Source organism: Synechococcus sp. 'PEA 65AY6A-5F PE A' (assembly GCF_047462575.1).
In the GTDB taxonomy this organism is placed as follows: Bacteria; Cyanobacteriota; Cyanobacteriia; order Thermostichales; family Thermostichaceae; genus Thermostichus.
Genome location: NZ_JAOALE010000021.1, coordinates 24,040 through 50,497, shown reverse-complemented (window position 1 = coordinate 50,497; position 26,458 = coordinate 24,040). Strand labels below are relative to the sequence as shown.

Here is a 26,458-nt window from a genome sequence, read left to right as displayed (position 1 = left end):
AGGGGTACAACAAGGAGCTGGCTAGGCTCAAGACTCACAAGCTGCCGGGGTTTTGATTGCAAAAGCTTGGTCGAATTACGGAAAAAAGAAACCGGCGGATGCGGGATGCAATCCACAAAGCTGCGCGCAAGGTCATTGACTTCTGTTTACACCACTCAATTGGGAGAATCGTCTTTGGTTGGAACAAAGAACAAAAACAAGAATGCGGCTTTAACCAAAACTTTGTTTTCATTCCAACAGGTCGGTTCAAGGAGCGTATTGCGCAATTATGTCAGCATTATGGCATGGAGTTTATTGAGGTAGAGGAGGCGTACAGCTCGCAGGCAAGCTTCCTAGATGGAGATGAGCTACCTAATTATGGTGAAAAACCCGACGGGTGGAGACCCTCTAGGCTGAGGCGAATGCTGCCACCAACCTACTTAAGAAAGTCAGCAGAACCTTGGGGCTTTGCGTGAAGGAACTGTCTAGAGGCGCTTTGACAACGCCGTTACGGGTTCTTTTGTGGACTGCGTAAGAATCCCCCGCCTTTAGGCGGTGGGAGTGTCAATTCTGGCTTTCCCGAACTCCTCTTCTTCCACCAAAATCACCGGGATGGGGCTGGTCTCCAACACCGCTTGCGAAGTGGATCCCAGCAATACTTGCTCCCAGCCGCGCTGGCCCCGCTTGCCCATGACTATATCGGTAACCTGACGCTCCTGGGCTAGGCCCACGATGGTCTCTGCCAAAGGCCCGGAGGCCAGGCAAAATTCGTGGCGAATGTCGGCCAAGAGGCGCTGGGCCAGCTGCCGCAACTGTTCTACTCTCTTCCCCTGCGGCTCGTCGGTAACATGGAGCACAATCACTTCCCCGTCCAGCCGCCGCGCCAGATCCGCTGCCTTGCGCAGCACTGCCTCGGCCAAGGGAGAAGTATCGACGGCTGCCAAGAAGCTCACCTTGCCCTGGCTGCCCACCTTGGTGGGATCCACCTCCCCTTTTTCCAGCAGGCGAGGGGCAAAGACCTGGGTCAGCCAAGCCCCTAGGGGTGCTGTGGCCAGAATCGACAAGGCCGCTATGGCCAGGATGGTCTCTCCGCCAGGGATCCCTTGGGCCAAGGGGATGCCGCCGATGGCCGCCTGCACCGTGGCCTTGGCCATGTTGCCCGGCAGCAAAAAGAGCCGCTCCCGCCAGTTCCAGTTGCTCCCTACCGTGGAAAGCCACCAGCCCAGGCCCCGGCCCAACAGCAGGCTCAGGGTCAAAAGCAGCAAGCCGGGCAAGAGCAGGGATCCCAGTACCTGCAGATCCAAAGAGGCCCCCAGCAGGACAAACAGCACGATCTCCGCCACCGTCCAGAGGGCGTCGAACCCAAGCCGCAGCCGCCGCGCCAGCGGCCCATCCAGTTGGACGAGAAAAAACCCCAGGGCCATCACCGCCGGGTAGCCGGAAAAATAGGGCCACACCTGCGACGCCAACACCAGGCCCAGCGCCAGGCAGGCTGCCAGCAACACCTCTTGCGTGCTGTTGCGCGTCCAGTTCTGCTGCACCAGGAGCGCCACCAAAAGCCGCGCCCCCAGGTAGCCGATGGCCACCCCCAGCAGGATCTCCATCCCCACCTGGAACGGCAGCCACTGCAGCGGCGACAGCTCCAGGCCGAACAGGCGAAGGCCCTCTGGAGATCCCTGCCCCAAAAAGCTCAGCAACAGGCTAAAGCCCAACAGCAGCAGCACGTCGGAAAGGGCGCTGCCGGTCAAAATGGCGTCCGGGATCCCTTTGGCCACCCCCCAGCCCAAGCTCTTGAGGCGCAACATCCCCGGCACGATCACCGCTGGCGACTCCGCCCCGATTACACAGCCCAAAAGCAGCCCCGTCGCCCAGTCCAACCCCAGGATCCAGCGGCTCAAGAGCGCCACCGCCAGCGCCTCACAGGCTGCCGGCAAAAACCCCAGCCGCAGCGCCACGGATCCCTGCTGGGCCAGCTTTTCCCGATCCAGCCCCAGCCCGGCCTTCATCAGGATAATCGTGACGGCCACCAAGCGCAGATCCCCGGCTGCCGCCAACAGCTCTGGGGACAAGACCTCTTGCAACAGGATCCCGACCAGGATCATCCCCACTAGCGGCGGCATTCCCAGCCGGCCCAGGATCTGGCCGACAAAAAAGCCCATCCCCAAGATCCACAGCCAACTGCCCAGCATCAACAAAACCTCTCTCCTCGCCGTCCGCGTGTTGAAGGGCAGCCCAGGGAGAAAAAGCCGTTCGCGTTTCTGCGGGGTGAGAACTCAACATCAAAGACTCCCACCCCCTGGATCTGCCCAGAAGAGTAGGAGTCATCAGCCCCAGCTCTAAGTCTTAGAGAAACTTTATCCCTAGGATCTGCCTGAGGCGGTTGCGGCGAACCCCATCGCCCGTTGCCGGGAAGGACCAAGCAGCCTGCCCGCAACACATGTGCCCCTTACCATATCACGCCCCATCTTCCACCGCAACCAAGCGATAGGGGTGATGGGAACGGCCAATGGAGCCATAGAAATCGCTGCAGACATTGTGGGTAAAGCGATCGCTGAGGCCGCGGGTAACCTGCTGCACCACCTGGCTGCCCACTTTCTGAACCAACTTGCGCGGCAGAACCTGCAAAAACTTGGGCAAATGCAGCCGGATATTCAGCTGGAGATCCCAGTGGACGCGGGTGGTGGCCAGGGATCCCGGTAGTTCTTCCAGCCGGAAGCTGGCCCGACAATCCACCCAGTAGGGCAGGGCGGCATCCCCCGGCAGCTCAATGGAAGTCAGCCGAAACAGGTAATCTTCCTCTGGCCAGATCTTCACCCCAAAGCTGGGCTCCAGCTCAAACCCTAGGCCGCCCATGCGGAAGAACTGCAGCCTGTAGGTTTCAGCAGAGAGGGGCTCCACTCGCAACGGCTGGAAGCAGCGCTGGATCCACTGGCCATGGCCGCGCAGGTAACGGGCCAACGTCTCCCGATCGGTTTCCAGATCCACCTGGCCCCGTCGCCCGGCCTGCAACTCCAAGGGGGTCTTAGCTGGGGGCTGATCCATCTCCTCCAAAAGCGGCTCCCCTCCCTTGGACAGAGCACCTTCACTGAGGGGAACGGCGGGCTTGGAGCTGGCGATAGACATCCCGAATATCCACCTGATGATGAGCAAGAGCCACGAGGCAGTGGTACCAGAGATCCGCCACCTCGCGGGCCAGGGCTGCCTTGTCTCCCTCTTTTGCCGCCATCACCACTTCAGCCGTCTCCTCGCCGAGTTTTTTCAGGATGGCGTTGTCTCCCTTGGCCAGCAGGCTGCTGGTGTAGGAATCGGGCCGGGGATCCGCCTGGCGGGCCTTGACCACGGCAAACACCTGCGACAGGGTATCGGCGGCCGGCATGGGATCCCCTTCCTTCTCGGGGAGAGTGCGGAAGAAGCAGCTTCGCGCCCCTGTGTGGCAGGCCGCCTCTCCCACCTGCTCCACCAAGATAACCAGCGCGTCGCTGTCGCAGTCGTAGCGGATTTGCTTGACCCACTGCACGTGGCCAGAAGTTTCCCCCTTGGGCCACAGCGCCTGGCGGGAGCGGCTCCAGAACCAGGTGCGGCCCGTTTCCAAAGTTTTCTGCAGGGACTCCCGGTTCATCCAGGCCACCATCAGCACCGTCCCATCCAGGTAGTCCTGCACGATGGCCGGGATCAAACCCTGTTCGTTGTAGCTGAGGTTGTCTAGATGGGCGATCTCCGCCGGCAGAAGAGTGCGGGGCAGATTTGCTGAAGCAAGAGAGGCCGAAGCAACAACCATCAAAGGCGGCAGAAAATCAGAAAGGTTAAAGATTCCTGAAAGCAGGATAGCAGAACTCGCCCCAGAAAGGATATCTCTCACTCCCCCCAGATCCCAACCCCGCTCGGCCACTTTCACGCGCAACAGTCGCGACCAGCCTGGCTTCTGCCGGGAGAAACTTCACCCTGCAAACCAGGGGGGCCTAGCCTGGCTTTGGCCTCAGCTTGAGGTTAAATCGCTGCGCTCACCAACTCTTTGCAGCTATGGCTGTGGGGAGTATGTCAATCCAGAGCCGCTCTCGGCAGCAGCTTCCGGGTCGGCTTGCGCTCCAGAGGCCAAGTTGGCCGCTCCAGACGGGTATCCACCAACACAGAGGCTGGGGCGAGATTAACCCGCTCCAGTAAGCGTTGCAGCAGTTGAGCATCGATGGCATCCACCCTAAGGACTCCGTCCCACGGACGCGATCGGGACAGGGTTGCCGTTCCCGCCACCAGGGGAGTGGGGGTTGTTTGCGGGGATCCCGTCTCACCGCCCCCAGCTAAGGACTCCGTCCCGCTGACGCGATCGGTCAACAGCAACTCTGCCACTGCCTGGGCCACCTCATTGCCATACACCCCATCGGGGCCAGAGGGGAGCAGATCCAGCCGTCCCTGCTGAGCGGCCAGGCGGCTTAAGCCCAGTTGCACCGCCACCACGGCCGGGCCCCGCTCCCCCCGCTTGAGGGTGCGCTGGCCGGCCAGGATGCTCTCCAGCTGCGCCTTGGCCACTTCCTGGTCGCCGCTGGGGAGCAACTGCACCAGCCCCTCCAGCCGGCTGCCGGGAGAGTTGGCGCTTGCCTGCTGCTGGGGATCCTCCCTCCACAAACGGGTTAGGTCGTAGAGCAAAATGGCATGGGGCACCGGGCGGCTGGGCTGGTTGGGGCCGGCATGGCCAGTGGCCAGAATTTCTCCTCGGTAAACCAACGAAGTGCTAAAGCCAGAGTCCAGCAGCACCGCCTCGCGGATCCCGATTTTGGGCAATAGGCTAGCCAGGATGGCGGCGTTGACGTGGGTTTTGGTAACTCCGATTACCACCTGATCCTGGTCGTCCACCCCAAAAAAGGCGCGGGGTCGGAACTCGGCGGCGCTAGAGAGGCGAAACGAGTCAATCTCCGCTGGCGAAAGGGCCCGGCCATCCTTGACCAGCCACAAGCCCGCCACAAACAGGTCCGTGACATCCGGCATGAGCTGGCGAAGGTTGTCGAGCTGAGTCATCGTGTCGGGATCAAAAGGCACAAAGCGCAGCCGATCCCTGCCCAGCAGCACCAGGGGGCGACCGCGCACCACCTTGTCGTCTTCGGGGCGACCGGGGATGAACGTCTTGTGGTTGGCGGCCATCACCGGTCCCACCATGACGTTGCTGGCGGAGTTGATCCAAGGAATGGAGAAGAAGCTGCCGTTGATGCCGGCATCGGCCTGGTAGCGCTGGGCCAAGGTTCTCACCTCGTAGCGCCGCTCCGCGTGCACCGTGGCTGCCCGTCCGCCGCGGATGGTGAGGATCCTCACCCCGTCAATGACCTCATCGGTCGGGGCCAGGGGCTGAGTCACATCCAGCCAGTAGTCGGGGCTGCGGCTGAGGGTGAAGGTGCGGGCGCCGATGATGGCCTCGGTGATGCGAAACTGGTTAAAGCGCCGTACCTCCAGCAAGTTGGGCGACTGTCCCGTAAAGCCGGGATCCATCGTAAAGGCCATCCAGTAACCCGCCTCGGCCAGGTATTGCTTTACCCGCTCGTCCCGATTGCCTTCCGGATAGGCGAAGTAGTGGATGGGGTGGCCCAGCTCCTCTTCCAGCTTGGTCTTGCAGTCAAACACCTCTCGCCGCAGGCGGGCATCGTCTAGCACCCGTAGGTCAGGGGGATGGTTGACGGTGTGGGCAGCAAAGTCGATCAACCCGCTGGCATCCATCTCCCGCATCTGATCCCAGGTGAAGTGATCTTTGCTGGTGGGCACGCCGACAAAGCCGGTCTGCACAAAGTAGGTGGCGGGGTAGTTGTACTCCTTCAAAAGCGGGTAGGCGTTTTCGTAAAGCCCAAGGTAGGCGTCGTCAAAGGTGAGCAAAATGGCCTTTTCCGGCAAGGGATCCCCATCTCGCAGGTGTTTGTAAAGCTGGTCGATGTGGATGGGAATCAGCCCCGCCTGCTTGATGGCTTCAAAGTGCTGTCGCAGCTCCGCCGCCGTGGTGTCAAACCAAACCTCTTTGCGGCCGGCCACCACATCGTGATACATGATGGCGGGCACGTAGGAGAGGCTGGCCAAGGGATCCAACGCAAAGGGATCCCGCTGCAGTTGCGGCTGTTGGGGGAGGGGCGGGCGCTGTCGGGCTGCCTTGGCCTCGGCCCGAGGCGCTGGCAACTCGGCTGGGGGTGGCAGCAGCCCCGACAGGCGGCTCACCCAACCAGGATGGGCAGTGGCCCAGGCCACCAGGGCTCCCGTCCCAAATCCCAGCACTGTGGTCAACAAAGCCAAGAAGCGGAGCAGCCGGAAGCGCAACTGGGTTGGCGGTCGCTGCGCAGAGCTAGAAAGACTTCGGCCCAGGAAGGGGGATCCCCTTTTTGCCCTAGGAACTGGATGGCCGCCCCGGCGCGTCGGCGGCTGTCGAGACGTCATGTCCTCCTCCTCACCGGCAAAACCAACGTCAGCCTACCACCCCCATCTCCTGGTTGGGGATAGGGAAGCCCTTGCCCGTGGTTCCCTCCAAAACGCCCAGGGATCCCTTTCCTCGCCCAGGTAGCACCCCAGCCCATAGAAGTGGCAGCAGAGCCAAAGCCCACCGCCCCAGATGCCTTCCAGGCAAGTTAGTCGAGGTTGCTCAACAAATTGGACTCCGTAATGCTGACGATCTTGCCCCCCCTTTGGGTAATCCGCTTTACTTCTTGAGAAAGGCGGCTGAAGGGCACTTTGTACTCGACAACGCTTTTGCGCACGCCCCCTCCCACCAGACCGGCTACCTTGATGGTGAAGATCTTGCCGCTGTTGGGCAGGGACGAGGCTGCCGAAGGGGCAACCTGAGCAGGTTTGGTCGCTGGAGCCGCTTCCGCTTGCGGTGCAGCGGCACTCTCCCGCTCCAGAAGCAGCCGCCAACTGCGAGGATAGGCGGGAGCCAGACGATAAACCACCTTGTAAGAGCCGGTTACATGGTCATCTTCCGACTCCACCCTCACCACTGTTCCTGCTGGGATATCCAGTTTGGCGCCCTTGGACATGATTTTAATTCCAGGCCAATTGGTGGGCACATCCGTCAGCAGCTCAACTTCAAAGGACTGATCCCCCAACAACAACTTGGCCATGTGAATAACTCCGTTTTGCTCATCAGCAGGCGGCAGCCGAAGATCTGTGGCCGACCACGGCTTCACCGCTAGACATTTTACCGTTGCGGCTGCACCCCCTGAAGCTTCCCGCCGGCATCTGTCATCGAAAGTGGGTTTGTTGTAGATTTGTTAAGAAGTTGTAGTTGTCCCGAAGGTGGAGGGATCCCTATGCTGAGTGTGGCTCTGTCCGATCTGTCGGCAACTTCGGAGAGGTTGACGGCTGCCTTGCAGCCGGTGGCCCAGTTTTTTGCCGGCTTCAACCTGCCCCAGCCAATCGTGCAATGGGGACATCCTTTGATGATGGGCATTGTGGTAGTGGTCATGGGCAGCTTTGTCGGCCTGACCGGCTGGCGGGGGCGGGTCTTGCGCCTAGCAGCCGAGGGATCCCTGCCGGAATCGGCCCAAAAGCCGCTTTGGGATCACCGCAAGCTGGCCCCTTGGATGGCCACCTTCATTGCCCTAGGCTACACCGGCGGCCTTCTCTCCTTGGTCATGCAGGGCCAGCCCCTGCTGAGCAGCCCCCATTTTTGGACGGGATCCCTGGTGTTGCTGCTGTTGGCAGCCAACGGTGCCCTGTCCCTAAGTGGCTTTGGGGGCAACCGCGAGGCCCTGCGCACCACCCATGCCTACTTAGGCAGCCTCATCCTCTGCGTGCTCTTCGCCCATGCTTTGCTGGGACTGAAGCTGGGCCTATCTCTGTAGGCGATCCCGGCTTTCTTCCTTCCAGTGCCTGGGGTGGGGGCGTTGCTCAGCGAAGTAAGCAGAACCTTAGGGCTTTGCCCTAGAGAACTGTGTAGGGGCGTCTTGACAACGACTTGATGAGTCCGCTTGTGGACTGCGTAGGAATCCCCCGACTTTAGTCGGGGGAGTGTTTCGGGACAAAGAGACGGCCCCAGAAGTTGTAGCCGAGGGATTTTTCTGGAACTTCAAGGGAGATGAGGCTCTGTTCCCGCTGGTTTCCGAAGCCTAACGAATTCGTCTAGCCCACTTTTCAATCCCCTACTTCCAGTTCATACCTCCCTGGCGGAACCTCTGCCCTACCAGATTAGCGCCGTCTATGAAAAAATGCTGACGCGGCAGCCGCTGCGCTTTTTGCTGGCTGAAGATCCCGGCGCCGGCAAGAGAGTTATGGCGGGGCTCTTGATTCGCGGCAATCTGCACCGTTGTCTCATTGTCTGTCCTGGCAGCCTAGTGCTGCAGCGGATTGAAGCTGCGCGAACGGGAAATTTGTTTCAAGAGATCCCTTTGCTGATTGCCCGGCTGGATAAACTGAGCCGAGATGAGGCGCTGCAAGAAAAGCTGAAGGCAACAGATTGGGATTTGATTGCTGTCAATGAGGCTCACAAGCTCTCGGCCTCTTTTTTCGGCGGAGAAGTCAAGGAAACCAAGCGCTATAAGCTAGGTAAGTTGCTCTCCCAGCTAACGCGCCATTTCTTGCTAATGACAGCTACCTCCCACAATGGTAGGGAAGAGGATTTTCAGCTCTTCCTAGCCCTTCCGGGCGGGGATCGCTTTGAGGGAAGATTCTCAAGAAAGTGATGGCAATTATTGCGGAACAACCAGACTTCTACCTGTGGCAGTATCAAGAACTCTTGCGGGAGGGCTTAGCGATTGATGTGAGTACCGTCACGATACACAATCTCTTGAAAAAGCAAGGAATGACTCTAAAAAAAGACTTACCGCAGTGCGAGAGACCAAGAAGAAGAGGTGCAAAGAGAACGACTAGCTTATAGTCAAGAAGTCAGGGATATTCCAGCGGAGGATTTGATTGCCCTCGACCAGACAGGGGTGTGGGAGGGAATGAAACGGGGAGTAGCTCGGAAAAGAGGGCCTATGAGCAGGAGACAGGCACTGGCTAGAGCAGTTCTGGGCGGCTTAGCTTGTGTCGGCTTAGGTTTTGGGTGTGGTCGCGGCCCTTGGCTGCGCCAGTTGGGCACCCCTTCCTCTGACGAAGCCCGCGCCATCGCGATTGATGCCCAGGGAAATGTTTGGGTGGCAGGGGTAACCGAGGGAAACTTTTTTGGCCAAAGCTCGGCGGGGAGCAGCGATGTTTTCTTGCGCAAGTACACAAGAGGATAGCTTGGTAGCCCCGTACTTGAGTGCGGGGCGGAAAAGCCCTTGAGCAACTTTAGTTGCTTCTTTGTTATAGTTAGTACAGAGCTTCTCCAGGAAAACAACCTACTGCGGTGCAAAACCCGCGCGGCAATAACTAACCTGGAGGAACTTAAGTCCGAAGTAAGCAGAACTTTGAGGTTATGCCTCAAAGGACTGTCTAGGGGCGTCTTGACAGCGCCTTCGCGAGTCCATTTTGGGCTGCGTAAGAATCCCCTGGGTGGGAGTGTCAACCAGGGAACTTTCCCCGGCCAGACCAGCGCCGGCGGGCAGGCTGCTTTTGTGCTTAAGTACGGTCGCTAAGCTGAGGTGTACGCTGAGGAGAAGTTACTGGCGGAGCGCTTGGCGCTGGCTCTATGCATCGGATAGCCGCTTTGCCAGGGGGATGGGATCCTTCGCAAGGCGGGGTCGTTTTCCTGGAGCAGGATCCGGCCCCCATCGTTGTCCTGTCGGCAGCCGACACGGATCTGACGGCCTTGAGCGCGGCGATGCGGCTGCTGCCGGCTGATTTTCCAGCGGTGCGGGCGGCCAATTTGCTGCAGTTGCAACAGCCCCTGAGCATCGACGACTACGCCGAGAAAGTGTTGCGGTGGGCCCAGGTGGTGCTCCTTCGCCTTTTGGGGGGAAGGGCCTACTGGAGCTATGGCCTGGAGGTGGCCAAAGAGGTAGCGGCAGCAGCGGGATCCACCCTGATTGTGATCCCTGGGGATGACCGCCCCGACTGGGATTTGGTCAGCCACTCCACCGTGCCCCTAGCGGTGGCAGACCGGGTGTGGCAGTACTGGCTGGAAGGGGGGGCGGCCAATGTGGCGGCCTGCTTGAAACTCTTGGCCAGGGAGTTCCTGGGGCAGGAGTACGCCGTGCCGGAGCCGCAGGTGCTGCCCCGCCTGGGGATCTACCATCCCCCCCTGCCCAGGGATCCCCACGCCCCCAAGGTGGGGATCCTGCTCTACCGGGCCCATGTTTTGGCGGGGAATACGCAGCCCATAGATGCCCTGGCCGAAGCCCTGCAGGAGCGGGGGTTGCAGCCGCTGTGTCTTTATACCTACAGCCTGCAGGAGCCGGACTTGCCCCAGGCCATGCGGGAGCACTTCGGCGGCCAAATTGAACTTTTGTTGAACACCACCAGTTTTTCCCTCGCTCGGCTGGAGAGCGAGCAGCCCGATGTTCGCCTTTGGCAGGAGCTGGATGTGCCGGTTGTGCAGGTGGTCTTGAGCAGCGGGTCGCGGGAGCGCTGGGAGAACGCCACGCGAGGCTTGGGGGCGCGGGATCTGGCCATGAACGTGGTGCTGCCAGAGGTGGACGGGCGCATCCTCAGCCGGGCCATCTCGTTCAAGACGGTTCAACAGTGGGATCCCCACCTGCAGACGGAGATCATGGCCTATGAGGCCGTGCCGGATCGGGTGGCGTTTGTGGCCGAGCTGGCGGCCAACTGGGTAAAGCTGCGGCGCACCCCTGCCGAGCAGCGCCGTCTGGCCTTGATTTTGGCCAACTACCCCAGCCGGGATGGGCGGCTGGCCAATGGGGTAGGGTTGGATACACCGGCAAGCTGCGTCGAGATCCTCAAAGCCCTGGCGCAAGCCGGCTACCGCGCCTGTCCACTGCCCCAGAGCGGAGATGAGCTCATCCGCTGGCTAACCCAGGGCCAAACCTATGATCCGCTGGGATCCCTACGCCCGGCGCGGCAGGTGCTGCCGGCTGCCCTCTATCGGGAGTGGTTTGCCCAGTTGCCTGCCGCTGTCCAAGGCGATCTGCTGCGGCAGTGGGGGGATCCGCCTGCCCACGACATCCCCATTGTCGGCCTGCAGTTGGAGCACGTTTTTGTCGGGATCCAGCCGCCGCGGGGCTACGACCGGGATCCCTCTTTGAACTACCACGCTCCGGATCTGGTGCCACCCCACGAGTACCTGGCCTTTTACCTGTGGCTGCGCCAGGTGTTCGGCGTCCACGCGGTGGTGCATGTGGGCAAGCACGGCAACCTGGAGTGGCTGCCCGGCAAGGGATCCGCCCTTTCCGCCACCTGCTACCCAGAAATTGCCCTAGGGCCTCTGCCCCACTTCTATCCTTTCATCGTCAACGACCCCGGCGAAGGATCCCAGGCCAAGCGGCGGGCCCAAGCGGTGATCCTCGACCACCTCACCCCGCCCCTGACCCGCGCCGAGCTCTACGGCCCCTTGGCAGAGTTGGAGCGGCTGATGGACGAGTACTACGAGGCCCAGCAGATGGATCCGGGCCGCTGCCCCCTGATTCGCGCCCAGATCCAAGAGCTGGTTCGCCGAGAGCAGCTGGACTGGCAGTTCAACCTGGAGAAAGAGGAAGACTGGGGCCGCCTCGATGGCTACCTCTGCGAGCTCAAAGAATCCCAGATCCGGGATGGGCTGCACATTTTTGGCCGCACCCCCACTGGCGAGCAACTGGTGGATCTCCTGTTGGCCCTGGCCCGCTACCCGGGCGCTGGCCAGTTGGGCCTCACCCAGGCCATTGCCCGCGATTGGGGATGGGACTGGGATCCCCTAGCCGTTGACCTGACAGAGCCCTGGCCGGACAAACCGCCGGCTTAGTTGCAAGAAAAGGCTCGTTGTCTCGATCCCCAACCCCCCTCTCCCTCTGGGAGAGGGGCCGGGGGTGAGGGGTTGACGTTTTAATAGCGAGTTAATAGCGAGATTGGAAGTTGCGCCGCCGCTCGCCGCCGTTACCAGAGCGGAAACCGGAGGTGGGGCGTTCTTCCCGCGGGCGAGCCTTGTTGACCTTGAGGTCGCGGCCCATCCATTCCGCGCCATCCAGAGCGGCAATGGCAGCCTGCTCTTCGGCCTCAGAGCTCATTTCCACAAACCCAAAGCCGCGGATGCGGCCCGTCTCGCGGTCGGTGGGGATCTGCACCCGCTTCACAGAACCGTACTCGGCAAACACAGCGGTCAACTCCGCTTCCGTCACCTTAAAGGAAAGGTTACCTACATAAATCGACATCGACGATCTCCGAAAGAGAGAGGAACAAGCGAGATATTCGGAGAGCCGTCTGCCAATACAAAACGTGAAAACCCGTCCAGACCGGAAGAACCGAACGCTACAACCGACATTTATCTCGAGCTAAGCCTTATCGTAACACAGAGATGGGGAATGGCCACTGCAATTTCGCAAAAATAGCCGGTGCCATTAAGCTCGAGGCTACGAAAGTCGGCTGCCCAGGGCAAGAGCCGCCAAGGAGAGCGCTCCCCACTGCTCTAGCCCAACTTTTCCATGCGGGCTTGCAAAAGCTGCATCTGGGCCTCCAGCTCCGCCAGTTGCTCGCGGCTGGCCTGCACCACTTCGGGGTTGGCCCGGCTGAGGAAATTGGGGTTCTCCAGGCGGGCGCGGATCCCTTGGGCTTCTTTTTCCAGCTTGGCCAGATCTTTTTGCACCTTGGCCCGCAGCGCCTCCACATCCACCAGCCCTGCCAGGGGCACCAGCACCTGCACTGTGCCCACTACGGCAGCCGCCACCTGCTTGGGATCCCTGGCCAGGGATCCCGTGATTTCTAAGGACTCCACCTTGGCCAGCTCGCGGATGTAGGCCTGGGCGGTGGTGAGGATCCGCTGCTCGTCCGGATCGGCGGTAACCAGAAAGGCGGCGATGGTCTGATGCGGCTTAAGGCCAGCCTCTGCCCGCAGGTTGCGCAGGCTGCTGATGGTCTGGATCACCAGGCCAAACTCCCGCTCCAGTTGCGGGTTAACCCAGCTGGGGTCGGGGGTGGGATAGGGCTGGACGGAGATGGAGGTGGCTTGGTTGGCCTGGGTGAGGAGCTGCCAGACTTCTTCGGTGATATGGGGCATCCAGGGGTGCAGCAGCCGGAGGATGGTCTCCAGCACGCTGGCCAACACCTGCTGTGCCGTGCGCTTGGAAGCGAGGTCTTCTCCCCGCAGCCGAGGTTTAGCCAGCTCGATGTACCAGTCACAAAAGTCGTCCCAAATTAGGGAATACAGAAGCCGCGCCCCCTCGCCCAGGCCGTAGGCTTCTAGCTCTTCAATAACCTGGGTGGCCGTGGAGTGCAGCCGCGACAGGATCCAGCGATCGGCCAGCTCCAGCGCTTCCGGGACAGGGGATCCCAGTTGGGCGGGGGTTTGCCCCTCTAGGTTCAGCAGCACAAAGCGGGAGGCGTTCCAGATCTTGTTGGCAAAGTTGCGGGCCGCCTCGACGCTGGCGCTCTCGCCAGTCTTGCGGTCGTAGGCCAGGCGGATATCCTGGCCGGCCCCCACCACTTCTTTAACCAAAGCGTAGCGCAGGGCGTCGGTGCCGTACTTGTCCAAAAGCTCGATGGGATCGATGCCGTTGCCCTTGGACTTGGACATTTTCGCCCCGTGCTCGTCCCGCACCAGGCCGTTGATGTAGACATCTTTGAAGGGGATCTGGCCGGTAAACTGCACTCCCATCATGGCCATACGGGCCACCCAGAAGAAGATGATGTCGAAGCCCGTAGACATCAGGGAGGTGGGGTAGTAGCGCTTGAAGTCCTCCGTCTCCTCCGGCCAGCCCAGCGTGGAAAAAGGCCACAGCGCCGAGCTAAACCAGGTGTCCAACACATCGGGATCCCGCTCCAGCCGCTCCACGTCGGGGCCGAACTTCTCCCGCGCCTTGGCCCACGCCTCTTCGGCGTTGCGGGCCACCACAAAAGCCTGCGGATCCTCAGGGAGCTGGCCGTCGATGACCGGATACCAGGCCGGGATCTGGTGCCCCCACCACAGTTGCCGCGAGATACACCAGGGGCGCAGCTTCTCCAGCCAGCCCGTGTAAACCTTGGTCCAGCGCTCCGGAATAAAGCGGGGGTTGTGGTGTTCCCGCTCCTCCTGCAAGCAGCGGGCCGCCATCCCGGAAACATCGCAAAACCACTGAATGGAGAGCAGCGGCTCAATGGGCACACCCCCGCGGTCGCTGTAGGGCACGCTGTGGGTGTACTCCTCCACCTTCTCCAGCAGGCCGTGCTCAGCAAACCACTGCACCACCTTCTCGCGGGCCACAAAGCGATCCAGGCCGGTGAAGGGATCCCCGTTCTCGTTGAGGGTGCCGTCCTTGTTGAGAATGTTGATCAAGGGCAACTGGTGGCGCCGGCCCATCTCAAAGTCGTTGGGGTCGTGGGCCGGGGTGACCTTGACGCAGCCAGACCCAAAGGTGGGATCCACATACTCGTCGGCAATGATGGGGATAAGGCGATCCTTGATGGGCAGCCGCACAAACTGGCCGATGAGATGGCGGTAGCGCTCGTCTTGGGGGTGGACCGCCACGGCTGTATCCCCCAGCATCGTCTCCGGGCGGGTGGTGGCCACCACCAGGTACTGGCCGGGATCGGCGGCCAAGGGGTAGCGGAAATGCCAGAGGTGGCCCTTGACCTCTTTGTTGTCCACCTCGATGTCGGAGACTGCTGACTGGGTGGCCGGACACCAGTTGACCAAATACTCGCCCCGATAGATCAGCCCTGCTTCGTAGAGGCGGACAAAGGCTTCCGTAACTGCCCGGCTCAGGCCCTCGTCGAGGGTAAAGCGATCCCGCGTCCAGTCCAGCGACAGGCCCAGCCGCCGCAGTTGGCTTTTGATGGTGCCCTGGGATTGCTCCTTCCAGGCCCAGGCCCGCTCCAGAAAAGCCTCGCGGCCCAGCTCAAAGCGGCTCTTGCCCTCCTGGCGCAGTTGGTTTTCCAGGATGGTGTGCACGGCAATGCTGGCATGATCCGTGCCCGGCAGCCAGAGGACGTTGTAGCCGCGCATGCGCTTGTAGCGCACCACCACATCGGGCAGGGTAAAGGCAAAGGCATGGCCCATGTGTAGGCTGCCGGTGACATTGGGCGGGGGCAGCACCATGCTGAAGGCTTCTCCCGGCGCCTTGGGATCCGCTACGTAAAACCCCTTTTCCTCCCAAAAGCGCTGCCACTTCGGCTCGGTCTCAAAGGGGTTGTACTGGCTGGGCAGGTTGACAGAGGAAATTGCAGCAGTCATGGGGAGAATAGGCCAACGGCTGAGAAGGATGAATCACTTTGATGAATCATTTTATAGAGTAGCAGTTCAACCCTTTGCCCTTCGGGGTAGAGTGGCCCATCGGTCTTGACCCCGATCACACGGCTAGAGAGGGATTTCGAGCTAGGGTACTACCATCCTCAGCTTTGGGTACGGCGTTATGTCCAGATCATTGACGGCAACGGTCCTGATGGCTCTGATGGCTCTATCCCCTGGGATCCCTGCCTTGGCGCAACAGGACTGGAAGAGATCAGAGAGAGACATCCTACTTTGTCGTGGGGAGCCTTTTGAACCAGGCTCTCTGGCAGGTTATGAAGCTTGCTTCAGTGCTCGCCTTCATCCGGATGAACAATCCTGGCCGCCTTCACTACCCCTGATAGGCCTGTATTTTACCCCGCACTCTGACTACTCTTTTTGCTTTGTAGGTGCAGGAAAGCCCGGTAGCCTGGAGGCAATTCTCGTCGGTCGAAGTGGAGAGTTCGTGTTTGGCCTAGAGCGCCCTCTGGCCCCTTCTGAACTAGAAGTAGAAACCCCCCAGATTATCCAGCGAAAAGCCCGCATTCTCGAGGTAGAGGTAGACAAACATCACACTTTCAGTATCAGCCAACTGGTGGTTTACGACGAAACCGAGTTGAACTTGGAGGGGTTCGTGCCTGTGACTGCGCCTCCAGGGTACCTCATTTTGCCGGACGAGTCTTTAGAGGCTCCCCAGTGCCAAGCCATTTTGAATTGAGGACTCCTCCACTTGTAACTGGTGTGCGTTCTTGGGTTTTGGCAGGCTTACGAGATGGCTCTAGAGCCCAGAGTAAGCGTTGAGCCATTCCATGAAGTAAAACACCAGTGGCGCGGTGAACACATAGCTGTCTCCCCGATCCAAGATGCCACCGTGGCCGGGAATGAGATCCCCGGAATCTTTCACCCCTGCATCCCGTTTCATCAGAGATTCTGTGAGATCTCCCAGCAGGCTGGTTAACCCAATCAAAAACCCCAGAATGCCCCCACTCAACCAGCTCCACGGCCAGCCCAGGTAATAGGCTCCAACCACCGCAAGGGTCATGCTGGCGGCAATCCCGGCTACCGCCCCTTCCACCGTCTTTTTCGGGCTGAGGATGGAGAGCTTGGTGCGCCCAAAGGCCCGACCACACAGGTAGGCCCCTACATCTGCGGCGATCACGCAGCCAATGGCCAACAGCGTAATCCATAGCCCTTCGCCAATGCCCTTGGATAAAGACAAAGCCCTGACCCGAATCCAAAAACTGGGCAGCAGAGCACAGTAAAACAGTCCCAAAATTGAGGTGGCAATATCGGCAATGGTGGCCACCTTGGGCTTAAAGAGCAAATAAAAACAGATGATGGATCCCGCCACAATAAAAGCAGGGCTCGTCCATTCCGGTTTGACCTGCTGTAAAACAACCAGCACCTGGCTGGAAAACATGGTGGTGCGCATGGCCGGCGCATTGCCTTTGGCTTGCACCAAGCGAAAAAACTCCAACTGGGCCAAAAAAATGATTAGCCCAATGGCTGCAGTAAAATACCAGCCCCCTAGCAGGGTGACCGCCAACGCAAACAACACCGCCGCAAAACCGCTAACCCAACGGGCTCCCATGGGCGCACCCCGTCACGTTGGCTGGCCAAATGCCTCTTGCCCCCGGCTCCAGCAGATCGACGTCCAAGCCGAGAGCAGAAGAAACCCCCCCTCTGGTGTTCAAGATTCGCGTCTGCGGGACGAAGTCTTGATGCGGCTGCTGCAATGGAAACGCCTCTTGCCCTAGCCTTTCAGTTTAACTCCCTTGGCCTCAGGACAACCGCTCTTGGCTCTGCAGGATGGGATTTCCGAGAAGGTGGCAGGCAGACTCCAGCAGGTGAGACTCGAGCATGAGATAATGGGCAAACTGCAAAGCTCACAGCTGACCGCCTGAGATACTCCTAATTCGTTGCACTGCAGCATGGTTCAAGAACTCACTTCGCGCTCCACGACTGCTCGCATTTCTGCCGAAGAGGCTCGTCTTCTCTATGAAGACATGGTGCTGGGCCGCCTGTTTGAGGACAAGTGCGCCGAAATGTACTACAAGGGCAAGATGTTCGGCTTTGTGCACCTGTACAACGGGCAGGAAGCCGTCTCCACGGGGGTGATCAAGGCGCTCAAGCCCACCGACTACGTCTGCAGCACCTACCGGGATCACGTGCATGCCCTTAGCACCGGGATTCCCCCACGAGCAGTGATGGCGGAGCTCTTTGGCAAGGCTACCGGCTGCAGCAAGGGCCGCGGCGGCTCGATGCACCTGTTTTCGGCAGAGCACAACTTTTTGGGGGGCTATGCCTTTGTGGCCGAAGGGATCCCGGTGGCGACGGGAGCAGCGTTTTCGGCCAAGTACCGCGGCACCGACCAGGTGACCGTCTGCTTTTTTGGGGATGGAGCCTGCAACAACGGCCAGTTCTATGAATGCCTCAACATGGCCGCCCTCTGGAAGTTGCCCATCGTCTACGTAGTGGAAAACAACTTCTGGGCCATTGGCATGGCCCACAAACGGGCCACCTCGGTAACCGACATCTACCTCAAGGGCCCCGCCTTTGGCATGCCCGGCTACCAAGTAGACGGTATGGACGTGCTGGCGGTGCGGGAGGCAGCCCAGCAGGCCATTGCCCGTGCCCGCGCCGGGGAAGGCCCCACCTTGCTGGAGTGCCTCACCTATCGCTTCCGCGGCCACTCTTTGGCCGACCCTGACGAGCTGCGCAGCCCCGAAGAAAAGGAATTTTGGCGGCAGCGGGATCCCATCAAACGCCTGGAGCGCTACGCCTTGGAACACAACTTGATGACTGAGGCGGACTTCCAGGCCATTCACGAGAAAGTGAGCGCCGTAGTGGAAGACGCAGTCCTTTTTGCCCTGGAAAGCCCAGAGCCCACGCTGGACGAGTTGCACCGCTTTGTTTTTGCCGAAGATGAGTAGCTAGGCATCGGGGCAGTGCAGCTTGCCCTCGGGCCGCCATTGCCGCCCTCTTGCCAAGCCTTGATGCTTACCATCAGAGAAACCTTGTCCAGGTCTGCGCTCTTGCGCAGATTTTTTTGTAAAGGTCGCTTTCCATTTGTTTACATAGCTTCATATCATTGAGATGTTGAGTATAGGTACCTATTCTCAATCATGAGCAGTCCTCTTGAGTTTCCTTGGCTGTCGGCCCTGGTGCTGCTCCCACTGCTGGGTGCCTTTGGGATCCCCCTGCTTCCCCAGAGCCGCTGGGCGCGTTGGTATGCCCTTGCCGTGGGGGCTTTGGATTTGGGCCTGATGGCCTACATCTTTGGGTGGCACTACGACCTGCGGGATTTTTCGCTGCAACTGGCGGAGCGCTACGCCTGGGTTCCCCAGATTGGGTTCCACTGGTCGCTGGCGGTGGATGGCCTCTCCTTCCCGCTGGTGCTGCTGTCGGGCTTGATTACGACTTTGGCGATCGTGGCGGCTTGGAATCTCACCCACAAGCCGCGTTTGTTTTTCTTCCTGCTGCTGCTGATGTACGGCGCCCAGGTGGGCGTGTTCTTGGCGCAGGATCTGCTCCTGTTTTTCTTGATGTGGGAGATCGAGCTGGTGCCCGTTTATCTCCTGATTGCCATCTGGGGTGGGCCACAGCGCCAGTACGCCGCCACCAAGTTTATCCTCTACACCGCTGCCGCCTCTATTTTCATTCTGGTGGGATCCCTGGCGATGGCCTTTGGCAGCGAGGGCTTTAGCTTGGAGATGGCAGAGCTGGGGGCCAAGTCCTATCCGCTGGCTCTCCAGATCTTGGCGTATGCAGCTTTCCTAATTGCCTTTGGGGTGAAGCTGCCGGTCTTTCCGCTGCACACCTGGCTGCCGGATGCTCATAGCGAAGCCTCGGCGCCCATTTCCATGATCCTGGCCGGGGTGCTGCTCAAGATGGGGGGCTACGGCCTGATCCGCCTAAACGTGGGCATCTTGTCGGAGGCGCATGTGTACTTCGCGCCAGTGCTGGCGGTGCTGGGGGCAGTGAACATCGTCTACGGAGCCCTGGCCGCCCTGGGGCAAAACTACCTCAAGCGGCGCTTGGCCTATTCCTCCATTGCCCATATGGGCTTTGTCTTGATCGGCATTGCCGCTTTTACGGAGCTAGGTCTCAACGGCGCCCTCTTGCAGATGATCTCCCACGGTCTGATCGCTGCGGTTTTGTTCTTCCTGACGGGGATCACCTACGAGCGCACCCACACCCTTGCCCTCGACAAGTTGGGCGGGTTGGCTAAGCAAATGCCGAAGGCCTTTGCCCTGTTTACAGCAGGATCCCTGGCCTCGTTGGCGCTACCCGGAATGAGCGGATTTGTGGGCGAGCTGACGGTGTTCTTGGGCTTGATCACCAGCGATGCCTATGCGCCGACCTTCAAGGCAGGAATTGCTCTGCTGGGGGCAGTGGGCATTATTCTGACGCCCATTTACTTGCTCTCTATGCTGCGGCAGGTGTTCTATGGGGCTCAGGATCCCGGCTTGGTGTTGGAAGACTACCTGGGGGATCTGCGCCCGCGAGAAATGGCGGTGGCTCTCTGTCTGCTGTTGCCGATTCTCGGCATTGGCCTCTACCCGCGGCTGGCTACCCAAACCTACGACGTTACAACGGTGGCGGTAGCTGCTCAGTTGCGCAGTGCCCTGCCGACGGAAATTGTGCAACGGCCCCTCCTGCCGGTGCAACCGGCTCAGGTGGCGGCTTTGCCCCCGACAGATTAGGGAGCATCGGGATCCCCGCTTCTCTCTATTGGTCTCGCCTTGAACGGAAGAGCTGTTGCTTGAGAAGTTGCTTACCTCAAGTTTCAGCTCTTCTTTTGTTTTTTTAGCTTGCTTTAACTTTCGAGTTGGACTCGTGAGTGAGGATGTTTTGGGCTGGAATTCCCTTCTAACCGACTCTCCTTGGGCTGTCAATCCTAGCGAGGATCAGAATGAATGGAGTTGTGCTCGCTCAGATTGAGCTGCACCACCAGCCACCAAAGGGTAACGTCGGAGTAAGTTGCCCGCCGCTTCAGCCGGGAAATGGAATGAACCGGATTTTGGCTGTCGATCATCCACTCCGAAGCGATGATTTGGCTCCGTTGCTGAGCATTCATTGCCTCTCCCCCTTCGCAACTGCTCAAGACTTGGAATAGCTAATATTTAGGATGGCGAATTTGTAGGGGAGCGTGTGAAAAAATATATTACGCAGGGATCCCTAAGGACAGCTAACTTTCTTAGCAATTGGGATCTCGACGGCTGCTCAGTTGAGGACCTACTGGCCGAGGAGCCCAAAAAACTTTGCAAAAGATGAAAGATTGAGCAGGGAGATTTGTCTTTGTCTTTACAAGTCTTAAGACCCAGAAAAATTCAATTCTCTCCTTCTCTGCCAGCCTGGAAACATGGGTCTTCAGCAGGGATCCCTCCCTAGGAACCGGCGGCCAGCCGATCCCAAATCTCCTCGTGGGAGAGGCCTTTGCGCACCCATTCTTCACAATTGTGCAGGCGCTGGGCGGTGCCGATGAGGAAGCGGTTGAGGTCGGCCCCCAGGGACTCGCAGGTGGTCTGCACACAGACTAGATCCCGTTCCGAGAGCAAGGAGAAGAGGCCGGCCAGCATGCCCGCCTCCAGATGGCCAGCCGGCTCCCGCCGCGCAGACAGTTCCTCCGGCCTAAGGCTGGCACGAGCAGCCAGGGCAAAGCCGGAGTTGCGGATCTTGGCTTGAACCAGGCCGCGGTCGGCGGCGGAAAAATCCAGCTCCAGGCGGCCCCAGCCGTGGGTGGCCCAGAGATCGCTGAGGGCATCGAGGAAGATCCCCATCGGCAATTCCTGCAACGGCTGTTGGTAGTAGCGGGAGAGTTCGTCTTCAATGCGGCGGAAAAACGCCTCTCCCCACTCGCGACCACAGTTGTAGAGGATGACGCGGGTGGCTTGGCCGGTTTCGTAGCGCAAGCCGGCGTAGATGGCTTCCAAGAGGGGCATGGGAAAGGCCGCCAGGCGGTATCCTCCCCGGCTGTAGAGCAGGCCGCTGTGGATGTCGGGGCGGATGTAGTAGGCAGGGCTGAAGCAGTGTCCGGGCAAGATCTGGTCTTGCAGAATCTCTTGCAGGGAGATCATGGCTATTCTCGCAGTCAGGTGGACAAGAGGGCGGGGATGGATAGATTGGGGAGCGGCTGGAATTTTTGGCGTGAGGGAATGAATGATTAAGGAGTGAGCTGTATAAGCTGTATACAGTAAATCGGGAGAAGGAGGTCGCTATCGGAGGGCGCAGGGAACTTTGGTGAATAGATTGAGGGCGAATGGACTCAGTTAACCAGCATGGATTTGGCCAAAAGCAGATAAGGGCGGATCATCTCGCTCTCTTCTGCCCCAAAGATGTAGGTCAGGGAGTCGAGCATTAACTTGTAGGCAGGCTGGCATTGGTCGCGCATCTTGAACGATTTCAGGATCGTCTCCAGCCAGTAGAGCAATTTATCCCTCAGGTAGTCTTCGTCGTTGAGCAGCATGGCCATGCAGCAGTAGCGCCACACCATGCTCAGATCCCGGCGGCAGCGCTCCCAGGCCAGGTGACCATGCTGGCGGGTCAAATTCGGCATCATCGGCTGAAACTTCTCCATCACCCGATCCAGCAGCTCTTGTTCTTTGGCCTGCAGAACCTGGTAAAGGCGGACCCGCTTCGGGATCCCTTCCACGTAGGCGTGTAGAGTTTTCAACTCGTCCGGGCGCAGATAGCGGCCCTCACTTTGGTGCATCAGCTCGGCAACCCTTGAATTCATAGATAGAGCCTCCTTCAGTGGGCTTCACACAAACATTTCCGCCAAGGTGAGAGCCCTCTCCGGCGGAACTGTGGGCAGGTCAACCTCCATCTCAGAAGAAGAAGGGGAAGGAGATTGGGCCTGAGAAGTGGCGCAGACAGTCTGCAGCTCTTGCCAGTAGGGGGCAAGCAACCCCTGCTGATCCGCCGGCAGGGATCCCTGAACCACTGCCCGTAGCTGAGCGAGCGCTTGCGGCAACCCTAGGTACTGTTCCATCGCACCAAGAGTTACCTGCTGCACAGGGGTGGGATCCCCCAGCAACAGACTCAGGCCCAGGGAGCGCAAACAAAAGGCCAATTGACGAGCCAAGAGGCGCTGAGATGGTGTCAGAGGGGACTCTGTTCCACCGCTGTGCCCCTGCTGTTGCAAAACCTTTTGGATCCAGGTCAGCTCTTGCTGTTGTAAGACTTGGTAGAGCTCCAGCCGTTCTTGAAAAGAGAGAGAGTAGCGAATCAGGTCTTGCAGATCGTCGGGTGTTAAGTAATCCCCTTCTCGCTCGGCAATGCGCTCCGGCCAAGAGTGAAGGTCATCCATGGGTGAAGTCTCCTTAGAGCACGAATCGAGAGAGCACAACTGAGAGCCCTGAACAAACCAGAGCTAGAGCAAAGCTCCGCCAAACAAGGCGGCAAAATCCTCAAGGGTAAAGGGATCCTCTGCCGGCAATTCCGGCAGCGGCTCTGAGCGTGGGCAGATGCCCGACCAATTGAAGCCGGCAAAAAACTGTCCCACCGATTGGGCAAAAAGCATGGGGGACTGCGGCGGCGGCTCTTGAGCAAAGGGAGCCTTGGCTGGGGGTCGATTATCCCAGTTCAACCCCTGCAAAAAGACCGCCAGCGGCTGGGTTAAGTCCAGATCGGTGTCTAAGTTGAAGGTGACCATGGGCGTTTCTCCAAAGTGTCGAGGGATCCCAGAGAGCCTTCAAAAGCCACAAGCAAGCCTCACAACTGGTGCAAACGCTGCTCGATCTCGCGGGCGCTGGCCCCTTCGGTGATCCAAAAATTGGCGGCATCAATGCGTTCTTGCCCGCCCAACAGGAACTTGCAGTAGGTTTCCCCCATGGCGTAGCACTGGATCTCGATGCAGGCCAGCTCGCGGGAAGTCATAGCGGTGAAAAACCCGGCAAATAGCCCGGCATAGAGATGACAAACCGGCTTGCCCACATCCCCAAGGGTGCGAGCCACCATCGAGTCAAACAAGTTGATAAACAGGAAGCCTTTTTGTTTGGATTCGGTTTCCACCTCCCACTTGCCCCAGCCCTGAGCCGTAAAAGGCCACCACCAAGTCTCCAGCAAAAACAAAAGGTTGGACTGTTTTACGCCAATCCCATACTCCCGCTCGTACCACTCGGAGAAGTGCTTGGCATCGCGGATGCCCCAATCTCTGCCAATCGTGTACATCACCGCCGCCGAAGCATCCCCCACCTCCCGTTCCAAGCCTGTTTGCAGGCCCACAATAAAGTCTTCGCTGAGCAGGAGATTTTGCGTGTTGTTCCAGTCGATGATCGTGCCCTGATCTCGGTTGAAGCGGAAGAAATCGCGGTAACTGTAGTGGGCATGCTTGTCGCGGCCCACAGGCAGGGTGACTGCAGGACGGGGATCCGGTCGAGATGGAGTGGTGACCATGGTGCTCTCCTGATAAAAAATGGATAATTTTAGATTGCAAAGCAACAGGATTTGGTGGGATTTGTAGGGATCAACTGGGCCAGATAATGCCAATGAGTCAACAAAATGAATGGCTAAGCATTCGATAAACTTGGTCAGCTATCTGAGGGATCCAACATTGTTCAACTCTTTTTTTGATTGTTTATAAAACAACACCTGCCGAGCCCAAGGGATCCCTGAATATCGACAATCCATCAAACTTCCCGAGTTTGGGCCAGCGTATTGCCAATGATGCGGAAGTCCTCATTTTCTAGCTGCTTAACAGTAGAGCGAGTGATGATCTTGCCCTGCTCCACCAAAACCTTCCCCGTCCGTGGGTGCAGCAGGTCTTGTTCGGCCCGCCGACCGATGAGCACTTCGATATCCCTCAGCGAGTTCACGTACATCCCCGGCGGCAGCTCCACCACCACGCCATCGGAAACCACCCTGGCCTGGCAGGCCAGACGAGAATTGCTGCGGGCGCTGGTAATGGTCTCCAGAGTCTTGGCCTCGCGGGGGGTGATGGGAGTGAGGCTTTCCATTCCCTCTTTGACGTAAACATGACAGGTGGCGCAGAGGCCGCGACCGTTACATTCCCGCGAAACCTGCAGCTCCTCCGACAAAATGGCCGACAGCAGATTGCTGTAGGTATCGACCTCCGAGACACGAGATAAAGGCTCTAGCCGGATTTGTTTAACCATAGACGGGATCCACATTAAGGGCAGACAAAAAACCCCGGCGGGCAGGATCTACTGCATAAGCAACGCAAACCAATCACAAAAATTGATTGATCCCTTCCCCTGCAGCCCCCTTGCAGGTCTACAGCAACACCTGAGTCCCCAGTCAATCAAACCAGAGCACTTCACCAGAGCACTTCAAATGATGAGCCCTGCACCTGTGACCCTGGGAGAGACTGCATTCTTTACTTAACTTATATTCTGGATCTATCTGGAGCAGGTTATTCTGGATGGAAGTGTCATAATACTTATGGAAGTGTCATAATACTTAACTACGAATAAACACGGAATTTTTTTTATCGGCTAGAAAGTTACAAAGTGAAATCACGTAAATTGGAGAAAATGACAACCCTTTCGTAAATATTTATCGCAGATCTCCCCCGGTCGTTCTGTCGGCAAGGTAAATCTTAAGTAGAACCTTCACGGTCTTTTATTGGCAATTTTGTTACAGAAGGATGTGCTGAAGTTTGCCGTAAAAGCGTATTGAGCCATTCGCTACTCTCTTGGCCATTTCTTTAAAGTAGCCCCTCGTTTTGTCTGTTTTTGTCAGTTCTGTCGATTGGGAGCTATTGCCATGGAACCACGCCAGCGGGATCCGCAAACGTTGCAAAACCTGTTGCGGGCCGCCTATCAGCAGCTTTTGGAACGCCAGCCCTACCAGCACGAGAAAGCGGGAGAACTGGAGAAAATCGAGCAGGACTTCTTGCGGGGGCGGATCGGGATCAAGCGCTTGGTTCGCCAGATTGGGGGATCCCGGCTCTACCGGCAACTCTTTTTCAGTGCCGGCTGCAACACCCGCTGTGTGGAGCAGGGTTTCAAGCACTTTTTGGGGCGGGCCCCGGCCAGCAAAGCTGAGGTGGCCACCTACCACGACATTTTGGTGCACCAGGGCTTGCAGGCCATGGTCAATGCCTTTATCGACTCTGAGGAATACCGCCACCAGTTCGGCAACGACCATCTGCCCCACCCCCGCCAACGGCTGAGCGGCCACCCACCTTTGGCCTACTTGCTGACAAACCAAATGCACCGGCGCCATGAGCTGGGGATGCAGGGATCCCCGCTTTTGCACAGTTTGGCGGCGATGGAAGTGGGGATCCCTTAGGCAGTGGGGCCGGGGAGGAAGTCGAGGGTATAGGCTTGGCGAACCTCCAGACCCGCTGCGCCGATCCCCAGGGCCACCATCTCCTGAAAGTAGGTTTGCCAGCGCTGGTGGGTCATGGCGCCGATCCCCAGGGTGGCGGCGTCGCCGCCGGTGAGGAGGTTGTAGTCTTGCAGGGCTTGGTGGGCATAGGCCAGAAGGGCCTCGCTCATGTTGGGGTTGTCCTGGCGGATGAGGCGGTTGCCGGGGCGGGGATCCTCCAGGTAGCTCTGCCAGCCCTGGATGGAGGCGGCCACAAATTTTCGCACCTCCTCAGGGTGTCGTTCGGCAAAGGGGCGGGTGGTCTCCAGGGTGGTAGCATAAGGGGAATAGCCGTAGTCGGCCAGCAGGAAGACGACCGGATCAAAGCCGCCCTCCTGGCGCACGCGGAAGGGCTCGGAGGTGACATAGCCCTGCTGGGCAGAGGATTTGTCCAGCAGGAAGGGGGTGAGGCTGAAGTTGTAGGGGCGCTTTTGCTCGTCGGTAAAGCCAAACTTGGCCCGCAAGAAAGGCCAGTAGGTGAGGTTGGCCCCTGGAGAGACCCAGATGGGCTTGCCCCGCAGGTCTTCTAGGCGCTCGATGCCCACCCCCGGATGGGCCAAAAGACACTGGGGATCCTTCTGGAAAAAGGCGGCCACGGTGAGCACGGGGATCCCTGACTGCAGAGCCGCTAGGGCCTCGGGGCTGCCGCCGAGGACGAAGTCTGCTGCCCCCCCCGCCAGGAGTTGCAACACGTTAACCGCGGTTCCCCCCATGCGGATTTCCACCTGCAGGCCATAGTCGGCGTAGATGCCTAGGGCCAGGGCCTGGTAGAAGCCGCCGTGTTCGGCTTGGGCATACCAGTTGGTTACTAGCCGCAGAGGCCGGGATTGGCGGGATCCCGCTCCCACCGCCAGTAGAGCAGCTCCAGCAGCCAGAAACTGCCGGCGCGGCCAAGGCTTTGCAACGGCGTTAGCCATGGGCTTCCACGCTTTTCCG

25 protein-coding genes, 1 pseudogene and 1 riboswitch are annotated in these 26,458 nt (G+C 59.2%); of the genes and pseudogenes, 10 read left to right on the top strand and 16 right to left on the bottom strand.

Annotated elements, in window-relative coordinates:
- The first annotated feature begins 98 nt into the window (after positions 1-98).
- Positions 99-455, top strand: coding sequence for an IS200/IS605 family accessory protein TnpB-related protein (locus GG26_RS08595; protein ID WP_049749708.1), 357 nt, complete (start codon positions 99-101; stop codon positions 453-455).
- Positions 456-527: 72 nt separating this feature from the next.
- Here GG26_RS08595 and GG26_RS08590 read toward each other — a convergent pair whose 3' ends face one another.
- The 5 genes from GG26_RS08590 to GG26_RS08570 all read right to left on the bottom strand — a co-directional run bounded on the left by GG26_RS08590 (position 528) and on the right by GG26_RS08570 (position 7,061).
- Positions 528-2,168, bottom strand: coding sequence for a cation:proton antiporter (locus tag GG26_RS08590; protein ID WP_099812450.1), 1,641 nt, complete (start codon positions 2,166-2,168; stop codon positions 528-530).
- Positions 2,169-2,287: 119 nt separating this feature from the next.
- A riboswitch (Fluoride riboswitch) is annotated at positions 2,288-2,388 on the bottom strand.
- A 45-nt stretch (positions 2,389-2,433) separates the two neighbouring features.
- Positions 2,434-3,021 carry a DUF1997 domain-containing protein gene (locus GG26_RS08585; RefSeq protein WP_414389990.1) on the bottom strand — a complete coding sequence of 196 codons (588 nt, stop codon included), beginning with the start codon at positions 3,019-3,021 and terminating at the stop codon, positions 2,434-2,436.
- A gap of 40 nt (positions 3,022-3,061) precedes the next feature.
- Positions 3,062-3,757, bottom strand: a complete 696-nt coding sequence (hisIE, locus tag GG26_RS08580; RefSeq protein WP_414389988.1) for a bifunctional phosphoribosyl-AMP cyclohydrolase/phosphoribosyl-ATP diphosphatase HisIE — start codon at positions 3,755-3,757, stop codon at positions 3,062-3,064.
- A 260-nt stretch (positions 3,758-4,017) separates the two neighbouring features.
- Positions 4,018-6,381 (bottom strand): polysaccharide deacetylase family protein, encoded by a 2,364-nt coding sequence (locus tag GG26_RS08575; protein WP_414389985.1) that lies wholly within the window; start codon positions 6,379-6,381, stop codon positions 4,018-4,020.
- Between the two features lie 188 nt (positions 6,382-6,569).
- Positions 6,570-7,061 (bottom strand): phycobilisome linker polypeptide, encoded by a 492-nt coding sequence (locus tag GG26_RS08570; protein WP_414389983.1) that lies wholly within the window; start codon positions 7,059-7,061, stop codon positions 6,570-6,572.
- 189 nt (positions 7,062-7,250) lie between these two features.
- Here GG26_RS08570 and GG26_RS08565 point away from each other — a divergent pair, with 189 nt between their 5' ends.
- The 5 genes and pseudogenes from GG26_RS08565 to cobN all read left to right on the top strand — a co-directional run bounded on the left by GG26_RS08565 (position 7,251) and on the right by cobN (position 11,755).
- Positions 7,251-7,784 carry a DUF4079 domain-containing protein gene (locus GG26_RS08565; RefSeq protein ID WP_414389981.1) on the top strand — a complete coding sequence of 178 codons (534 nt, stop codon included), beginning with the start codon at positions 7,251-7,253 and terminating at the stop codon, positions 7,782-7,784.
- Positions 7,785-8,273: 489 nt separating this feature from the next.
- A complete protein-coding gene (locus GG26_RS08560) occupies positions 8,274-8,621 on the top strand; it encodes a hypothetical protein (RefSeq protein ID WP_206336911.1) in 348 nt (115 codons plus the stop codon).
- A pseudogene (locus GG26_RS08555) lies at positions 8,612-8,903 on the top strand (IS630 family transposase); the annotation flags it as partial. The gene GG26_RS08560 and the pseudogene GG26_RS08555, both read left to right, overlap by 10 nt.
- Before the next feature lie 12 nt (positions 8,904-8,915).
- Positions 8,916-9,161 carry an SBBP repeat-containing protein gene (locus GG26_RS08550; RefSeq protein WP_071813496.1) on the top strand — a complete coding sequence of 82 codons (246 nt, stop codon included), beginning with the start codon at positions 8,916-8,918 and terminating at the stop codon, positions 9,159-9,161.
- 389 nt (positions 9,162-9,550) lie between these two features.
- The gene (gene cobN, locus GG26_RS08545; RefSeq protein ID WP_414389979.1) at positions 9,551-11,755 is read left to right on the top strand and encodes a cobaltochelatase subunit CobN; all 2,205 of its coding nucleotides are present in this window, start codon (positions 9,551-9,553) and stop codon (positions 11,753-11,755) included.
- A 91-nt stretch (positions 11,756-11,846) separates the two neighbouring features.
- Here the strand turns inward: cobN and GG26_RS08540 are convergent, their stop codons facing one another.
- Both GG26_RS08540 and GG26_RS08535 read right to left on the bottom strand, forming a co-directional pair.
- Positions 11,847-12,161, bottom strand: a complete 315-nt coding sequence (locus tag GG26_RS08540) for an RNA recognition motif domain-containing protein (protein WP_011429415.1) — start codon at positions 12,159-12,161, stop codon at positions 11,847-11,849.
- Positions 12,162-12,415: 254 nt separating this feature from the next.
- Positions 12,416-15,154: a valine--tRNA ligase gene (locus GG26_RS08535; RefSeq protein ID WP_414389975.1), complete on the bottom strand. Its 2,739-nt coding sequence runs from the start codon at positions 15,152-15,154 to the stop codon at positions 12,416-12,418.
- A gap of 499 nt (positions 15,155-15,653) precedes the next feature.
- Between GG26_RS08535 and GG26_RS08530 the strand changes: the two genes are divergently transcribed.
- Positions 15,654-15,905: a hypothetical protein gene (locus tag GG26_RS08530; protein WP_414389972.1), complete on the top strand. Its 252-nt coding sequence runs from the start codon at positions 15,654-15,656 to the stop codon at positions 15,903-15,905.
- Between the two features lie 60 nt (positions 15,906-15,965).
- On the opposite strand, the gene GG26_RS08525 is transcribed toward GG26_RS08530, so the two are convergent.
- Positions 15,966-16,778 carry a phosphatidate cytidylyltransferase gene (locus tag GG26_RS08525; protein WP_414389970.1) on the bottom strand — a complete coding sequence of 271 codons (813 nt, stop codon included), beginning with the start codon at positions 16,776-16,778 and terminating at the stop codon, positions 15,966-15,968.
- Between the two features lie 340 nt (positions 16,779-17,118).
- On the opposite strand from GG26_RS08525, the gene pdhA reads away from it, so the two are divergent.
- Together pdhA and GG26_RS08515 are read left to right on the top strand one after the other, a co-directional pair.
- A complete protein-coding gene (pdhA, locus tag GG26_RS08520) occupies positions 17,119-18,120 on the top strand; it encodes a pyruvate dehydrogenase (acetyl-transferring) E1 component subunit alpha (RefSeq protein ID WP_414389967.1) in 1,002 nt (333 codons plus the stop codon).
- A gap of 192 nt (positions 18,121-18,312) precedes the next feature.
- Positions 18,313-19,893, top strand: coding sequence for an NAD(P)H-quinone oxidoreductase subunit 4 (locus GG26_RS08515; RefSeq protein ID WP_414389965.1), 1,581 nt, complete (start codon positions 18,313-18,315; stop codon positions 19,891-19,893).
- A gap of 194 nt (positions 19,894-20,087) precedes the next feature.
- Here the strand turns inward: GG26_RS08515 and GG26_RS08510 are convergent, their stop codons facing one another.
- The 7 genes from GG26_RS08510 to GG26_RS08480 all read right to left on the bottom strand — a co-directional run bounded on the left by GG26_RS08510 (position 20,088) and on the right by GG26_RS08480 (position 24,306).
- Positions 20,088-20,267, bottom strand: a complete 180-nt coding sequence (locus GG26_RS08510) for a hypothetical protein (RefSeq protein ID WP_011429425.1) — start codon at positions 20,265-20,267, stop codon at positions 20,088-20,090.
- A 310-nt stretch (positions 20,268-20,577) separates the two neighbouring features.
- A complete protein-coding gene (locus GG26_RS08505; protein WP_414389962.1) occupies positions 20,578-21,267 on the bottom strand; it encodes a V4R domain-containing protein in 690 nt (229 codons plus the stop codon).
- A gap of 188 nt (positions 21,268-21,455) precedes the next feature.
- Positions 21,456-21,926, bottom strand: coding sequence for a phycobilisome protein (locus GG26_RS08500; protein ID WP_414389959.1), 471 nt, complete (start codon positions 21,924-21,926; stop codon positions 21,456-21,458).
- A 24-nt stretch (positions 21,927-21,950) separates the two neighbouring features.
- The gene (locus GG26_RS08495; protein WP_414389957.1) at positions 21,951-22,499 is read right to left on the bottom strand and encodes a hypothetical protein; all 549 of its coding nucleotides are present in this window, start codon (positions 22,497-22,499) and stop codon (positions 21,951-21,953) included.
- Positions 22,500-22,562: 63 nt separating this feature from the next.
- A complete protein-coding gene (locus GG26_RS08490; protein ID WP_414331880.1) occupies positions 22,563-22,844 on the bottom strand; it encodes a hypothetical protein in 282 nt (93 codons plus the stop codon).
- Positions 22,845-22,903: 59 nt separating this feature from the next.
- Entirely contained in the window at positions 22,904-23,587 is a 684-nt protein-coding gene (locus GG26_RS08485) for a V4R domain-containing protein (RefSeq protein WP_414389955.1), read from the bottom strand.
- Positions 23,588-23,820: 233 nt separating this feature from the next.
- Positions 23,821-24,306, bottom strand: coding sequence for a 2Fe-2S iron-sulfur cluster-binding protein (locus tag GG26_RS08480; protein ID WP_414331883.1), 486 nt, complete (start codon positions 24,304-24,306; stop codon positions 23,821-23,823).
- A 610-nt stretch (positions 24,307-24,916) separates the two neighbouring features.
- Between GG26_RS08480 and GG26_RS08475 the strand changes: the two genes are divergently transcribed.
- Complete coding sequence (locus GG26_RS08475; protein ID WP_414389952.1) at positions 24,917-25,444, top strand: phycobilisome rod-core linker polypeptide; 528 nt, start codon at positions 24,917-24,919, stop codon at positions 25,442-25,444.
- On the opposite strand, the gene GG26_RS08470 is transcribed toward GG26_RS08475, so the two are convergent.
- Complete coding sequence (locus tag GG26_RS08470; RefSeq protein ID WP_414389949.1) at positions 25,441-26,439, bottom strand: ABC transporter substrate-binding protein; 999 nt, start codon at positions 26,437-26,439, stop codon at positions 25,441-25,443. The two genes, GG26_RS08475 and GG26_RS08470, sit on opposite strands and share 4 nt — an antisense overlap.
- Between the last annotated feature and the right edge of the window lie 19 nt (positions 26,440-26,458).

Coding starts and splice junctions, on each gene's coding strand:
- GG26_RS08535 (WP_414389975.1), bottom strand. CDS start 15,154: ATGACTGCTGCAATTTCCTCTGTCAACCTGCCCAGCCAGTACAACCCC.
- GG26_RS08485 (WP_414389955.1), bottom strand. CDS start 23,587: ATGGTCACCACTCCATCTCGACCGGATCCCCGTCCTGCAGTCACCCTG.
- GG26_RS08475 (WP_414389952.1), top strand. CDS start 24,917: ATGGAACCACGCCAGCGGGATCCGCAAACGTTGCAAAACCTGTTGCGG.
- GG26_RS08495 (WP_414389957.1), bottom strand. CDS start 22,499: ATGGATGACCTTCACTCTTGGCCGGAGCGCATTGCCGAGCGAGAAGGG.
- hisIE (WP_414389988.1), bottom strand. CDS start 3,757: ATGGTTGTTGCTTCGGCCTCTCTTGCTTCAGCAAATCTGCCCCGCACT.
- GG26_RS08505 (WP_414389962.1), bottom strand. CDS start 21,267: ATGATCTCCCTGCAAGAGATTCTGCAAGACCAGATCTTGCCCGGACAC.
- GG26_RS08540 (WP_011429415.1), bottom strand. CDS start 12,161: ATGTCGATTTATGTAGGTAACCTTTCCTTTAAGGTGACGGAAGCGGAG.
- GG26_RS08565 (WP_414389981.1), top strand. CDS start 7,251: ATGCTGAGTGTGGCTCTGTCCGATCTGTCGGCAACTTCGGAGAGGTTG.
- cobN (WP_414389979.1), top strand. CDS start 9,551: ATGCATCGGATAGCCGCTTTGCCAGGGGGATGGGATCCTTCGCAAGGC.
- GG26_RS08585 (WP_414389990.1), bottom strand. CDS start 3,021: ATGGATCAGCCCCCAGCTAAGACCCCCTTGGAGTTGCAGGCCGGGCGA.
- GG26_RS08470 (WP_414389949.1), bottom strand. CDS start 26,439: ATGGCTAACGCCGTTGCAAAGCCTTGGCCGCGCCGGCAGTTTCTGGCT.
- GG26_RS08510 (WP_011429425.1), bottom strand. CDS start 20,267: ATGAATGCTCAGCAACGGAGCCAAATCATCGCTTCGGAGTGGATGATC.
- GG26_RS08595 (WP_049749708.1), top strand. CDS start 99: ATGCGGGATGCAATCCACAAAGCTGCGCGCAAGGTCATTGACTTCTGT.
- GG26_RS08525 (WP_414389970.1), bottom strand. CDS start 16,778: ATGGGAGCCCGTTGGGTTAGCGGTTTTGCGGCGGTGTTGTTTGCGTTG.
- GG26_RS08490 (WP_414331880.1), bottom strand. CDS start 22,844: ATGGTCACCTTCAACTTAGACACCGATCTGGACTTAACCCAGCCGCTG.
- GG26_RS08500 (WP_414389959.1), bottom strand. CDS start 21,926: ATGAATTCAAGGGTTGCCGAGCTGATGCACCAAAGTGAGGGCCGCTAT.
- GG26_RS08515 (WP_414389965.1), top strand. CDS start 18,313: ATGAGCAGTCCTCTTGAGTTTCCTTGGCTGTCGGCCCTGGTGCTGCTC.
- GG26_RS08590 (WP_099812450.1), bottom strand. CDS start 2,168: ATGCTGGGCAGTTGGCTGTGGATCTTGGGGATGGGCTTTTTTGTCGGC.
- GG26_RS08480 (WP_414331883.1), bottom strand. CDS start 24,306: ATGGTTAAACAAATCCGGCTAGAGCCTTTATCTCGTGTCTCGGAGGTC.
- pdhA (WP_414389967.1), top strand. CDS start 17,119: ATGGTTCAAGAACTCACTTCGCGCTCCACGACTGCTCGCATTTCTGCC.
- GG26_RS08570 (WP_414389983.1), bottom strand. CDS start 7,061: ATGGCCAAGTTGTTGTTGGGGGATCAGTCCTTTGAAGTTGAGCTGCTG.
- GG26_RS08575 (WP_414389985.1), bottom strand. CDS start 6,381: ATGACGTCTCGACAGCCGCCGACGCGCCGGGGCGGCCATCCAGTTCCT.
- GG26_RS08550 (WP_071813496.1), top strand. CDS start 8,916: ATGAGCAGGAGACAGGCACTGGCTAGAGCAGTTCTGGGCGGCTTAGCT.